This window comes from Aeromicrobium sp. (assembly GCF_036676885.1).
In the GTDB taxonomy this organism is placed as follows: domain Bacteria; phylum Actinomycetota; class Actinomycetes; order Propionibacteriales; family Nocardioidaceae; genus Aeromicrobium.
This window is the reverse complement of record NZ_JAKFCB010000175.1, coordinates 1-2,981: the sequence shown is the minus strand read 5'-3', so window position 1 is coordinate 2,981 and position 2,981 is coordinate 1. Positions and strand designations below refer to the sequence as shown.

The 2,981-nt window shown below is 70.0% G+C and carries 2 protein-coding genes and 1 pseudogene; 2 read left to right on the top strand and 1 reads right to left on the bottom strand.

Annotation, left to right across the window (positions count from 1 at the left end; all coding sequences use genetic code 11):
• Nucleotides 1-483: pseudogene (locus tag V6M46_RS08295) on the bottom strand (hypothetical protein); the annotation flags it as partial.
• A gap of 69 nt (nt 484-552) precedes the next feature.
• Here V6M46_RS08295 and V6M46_RS08290 point away from each other — a divergent pair.
• Together V6M46_RS08290 and V6M46_RS08285 are read left to right on the top strand one after the other, a co-directional pair.
• Nucleotides 553-1,752: a homogentisate 1,2-dioxygenase gene (locus V6M46_RS08290; protein ID WP_332663671.1), complete on the top strand. Its 1,200-nt coding sequence runs from the start codon at nt 553-555 to the stop codon at nt 1,750-1,752.
• A 64-nt stretch (nt 1,753-1,816) separates the two neighbouring features.
• Nucleotides 1,817-2,980, top strand: a complete 1,164-nt coding sequence (locus tag V6M46_RS08285) for an acyl-CoA dehydrogenase family protein (protein WP_332663669.1) — start codon at nt 1,817-1,819, stop codon at nt 2,978-2,980.
• Nucleotide 2,981 lies beyond the last annotated feature (1 nt).

Below are 2,981 nucleotides of genomic sequence, written 5' to 3'. Positions count from 1 at the left end.
CGCGGAGGCCTCGACGCCGCCGGTGCGGAACTTGGCCTGGAAGCCGGCAGCGGCGATCTCGTCGACCGCGGCGAGCCACGCGTCGGGCACGTAGGCACCGGGCCTCGGCAGCTCGACCGACACCGTGATCCCGTGGAGCACCGCCAGCTCGGACAGCAGGTTCGCGGTCTCCGCCACCAGGTCGCCAGGCGGCAGCGGGATCTCGAACCCTGCCACCGTGATGTGCGGGAAGTCGTGCAGCGTGGCGACGGCCTGCTCGAGCCCGAGCGGCCCGGCCGTCGCGATCACCCCGATCTGCAGCGGAACCTTGGCGAGCGCCGGCAGGCGGGAGACGTCGGCATCGCGGACCAGCAGTGGCCCGATCAACGAGGCGTACGCGCTGCCGCGGTGGCGCTCGTGGTCACGGATCGCGGCGTCGAGCGGCGCGTTGCCGGGCGGGAAGATCGCGGCGTCGTCGACCAGGCGATCGAACAGGGTTGACACAGTCACCACGGTATCGCATGGTGTTTTTATCGGATACCTTCATCCGCTATCCGGACACAGGAGAGTCTCGTGGCCCACTACCGCAGCGTCGGAAGCATCCCACCCAAGCGGCATACCCAGTTCCGTACGGACGCCGGCGCGCTGCACCGCGAGGAGCTCATGGGCGAGGAGGGGTTCTCGAGCGACTCGTCGCTGCTCTACCACCTCGGCGTCCCCTCGGCGATCGTCGCGTCGGAGATCTGGGACCTCCCCGATCACTCCACGACCGCCAACCACCCGCTCAAGCCGCGCCACCTGCGCCTGCCGAAGCTGTTCGCCGACACCGACCCGACGACGCTCGACCTGGTGACCGGCCGCCGCCTCGTGCTCGGCAACGGCGATGTCCGCATCGCGTACGCCGTGGGCAGCGCACCCTCGCCGCTCTACCGCAACGCGATCGGCGACGAGTGCGTGTTCGTCGAGTCCGGCTCCGGTGTCGTCGAGACGATGTTCGGCGCGCTGTCGTTCCGCACCGGCGACTACGTCATCATCCCCCGCTCCACGACGCATCGCTGGCTGCCCGACGGCACTGTCAAGGCGTACGCGATCGAGTCCAACAGCCACATCGCGCCGCCCAGGCGCTACCTGTCGCGCTACGGCCAGCTGCTCGAGCACGCGCCCTACTGCGAGCGCGACCTGCACGGGCCTGAGGAGCCACTGCTCGAGGAGGGCACGGACGTCGAGGTCATGGTCAAGCACCGCGGCTCGGGTCCCGGCGGGGTCGTCGGCACCCGGATGACGTACGACACGCATCCCTTCGACGTGGTCGGCTGGGACGGCTGCCTCTACCCCTACACGTTCAACGTCTCGGACTACGAGCCCATCACCGGCCGCGTGCACCAGCCGCCGCCGGTGCACCAGGTGTTCGAGGGCCAGAACTTCGTGGTCTGCAACTTCGTGCCCCGCAAGGTCGACTACCACCCGCTCGCGATCCCGGTGCCGTACTTCCACTCCAACGTCGACTCCGACGAGGTCATGTTCTACGTCGACGGCGACTACGAGGCGCGCAAGGGCTCGGGGATCGGCATCGGCTCGATCTCGCTGCACCCCGGCGGGTACGCCCACGGGCCGCAGCCCAGCGCGATCGAGGCGAGCCTCGGCGTCGAGGCGTTCGACGAGCTCGCGGTCATGGTCGACACGTTCCGGCCGCTCGAGCTCGGCGAGGGCGGGCTCGCCGCCGAGGACGAGGGGTACGCCTGGTCGTGGGCCGGCCGCAAGCTCGACTCCTAGGCACACCCCTGGCCGCTGCCATGGCCCCTGACCGACCGACACCCTGCTCTGAGAAGGTGGATCCATGGAGACCCGTCATGACCTGCTCGACGTCGACCACCTGCTGACCGAGGAGGAGCGGGCCATCCGCGACACGGCCCGCAGATTCGCCCAGGACAAGCTCGCGCCGCACGTCGCCGAATGGGCCGAGACCGGCGAGCTGCCGGCCCGCGACATCGCCAAGCAGATGGGCGGTGCCGGCCTGCTCGGCATGCATCTGACCGGCTACGGCTGCGCCGGCGTGGGCCCGACGGCGTACGGCCTCGCGAGCATCGAGCTCGAGGCGATCGACAGCGGACTGCGCTCACTGTTCTCGGTGCAGGGCTCGCTCGCGATGTACTCGATCCACGCGTACGGCTCCGAGGAGCAGAAGGAGCAGTGGCTGCCCGGCATGGCAGCGGGCGACTACGTCGGCGCGTTCGGCCTGACGGAGCCCGACCACGGATCGAACCCCAACGGCATGCGTACGCGCGCCAAGCGCGATGGTGACGACTGGGTGCTCAACGGGTCGAAGATGTGGATCACCAACGGCAGCGTCGCCGACGTCGTCGTGGTGTGGGCGCAGACCGATGACGGCATCCGGGGCTTCGTCGTGCCGACCGACACGCCTGGCTTCTCCGGCCGCGCCATCAAGCACAAGATGTCGATGCGGGCATCGGTCACCAGCGAGCTGACGTTCGAGGACATGCGCCTGCCGGCCGCCGCGCTGCTGCCGGGGGCCGAGGGCCTGCGCGGGCCGCTCGGCGCGCTCAACGAGGCCCGGTTCGGCATCGTCTTCGGCACGACGGGCGCGGCGCGGTCGTGCCTCGAGACGGCGATCGACTACGCCACGACCCGCACGCAGTTCGACAAGCCGATCGGCGCCTTCCAGCTCACGCAGGGCAAGCTTGCCGACATGAGCGTCGCGCACGGCACGGCGTTGCTGCTGAGCGTGCACCTCGGCCGCCTCAAGGAGGCCGGCCGGCTGACCCCCGCACAGGTCAGCGCCGGCAAGCTCAACAACACCCGGGTCGCGCTCGACATCGCCCGCACGGCGCGGACGATCCTCGGCGCCAACGGCATCTCGGGCGAGTACTCCGTCATGCGGCACGCCAACAACCTCGAGTCCGTGCTGACGTACGAGGGCACGGCCGAGATCCACCAGCTCACGATCGGCCGCGAGCTGACCGGCCTGTCGGCGTTCGCCTAGG

What these genes read in the sequence shown, in the direction of transcription:
- V6M46_RS08285 (WP_332663669.1), top strand. Translation starts at nt 1,817, where the DNA reads ATGGAGACCCGTCATGACCTGCTCGACGTCGACCACCTGCTGACCGAG.